The sequence below is a fragment of the Bariatricus sp. HCP28S3_F11 genome, assembly GCF_052065395.1.
Taxonomy (GTDB): Bacteria; Bacillota; Clostridia; order Lachnospirales; family Lachnospiraceae; genus Allocoprococcus.
This window is the reverse complement of record NZ_JBQHUC010000115.1, coordinates 1-609: the sequence shown is the minus strand read 5'-3', so window position 1 is coordinate 609 and position 609 is coordinate 1. Positions and strand designations below refer to the sequence as shown.

1 pseudogene is annotated in these 609 nt (G+C 42.9%); it reads left to right on the top strand.

The features are described from left to right. Window positions 1-46: 46 nt before the first annotated feature. Window positions 47-609 (top strand): annotated as a pseudogene (locus tag ACTNBR_RS16525) (hypothetical protein); the annotation flags it as partial.

Below are 609 nucleotides of genomic sequence, written 5' to 3'. Positions count from 1 at the left end.
TTCATTCATCTATCAGATGAAAATATATTTCTTAGGAGGATGATGTATGCTGGACTACAAAAACATCATTATCAAACGTTATGCGCTTTCCATGTCAGGAAGTGAAATTGCCCGACAGCTTAGCGTAAGTAAATCAGGAGTCAATGACTTCCTCAGAGCATTTGAGAAGTGCGAAAACCTTTCTTATCCTTTGCCACCGGGTATCACTAACTACGGTATTGCTGAATTAGTGTATGGATCCATTCCCGGTTCCCCAGGTCGTAATGAATCCATTGAATACCCTGATTATGAGGAAGCGGCCAGACTTATGGCCACAAGGAAAAACATGACTCTCGTTTTTCTATGGAATCGCTACTCAAAAAAGTGTGCTGAAGAAGGCAAGCGTTTCTATCAGTACCGCCAGTACTGTGAGCTTTTTAACCGATGGTGTGAGGAAAACTATGAAACTGCGCATTTCGGTGCAGTTATTGCACAGAAGATGGAGGTCGATTTCGCTGGGCAGACATTTAACATGACCGATCCTCTTACCGGTGAGATTCTGACGATTGTTGTATTTGTGGCTATTCTTCCATACTCACAGTACATCTATGCCGAAGGGATGCTTTCGAC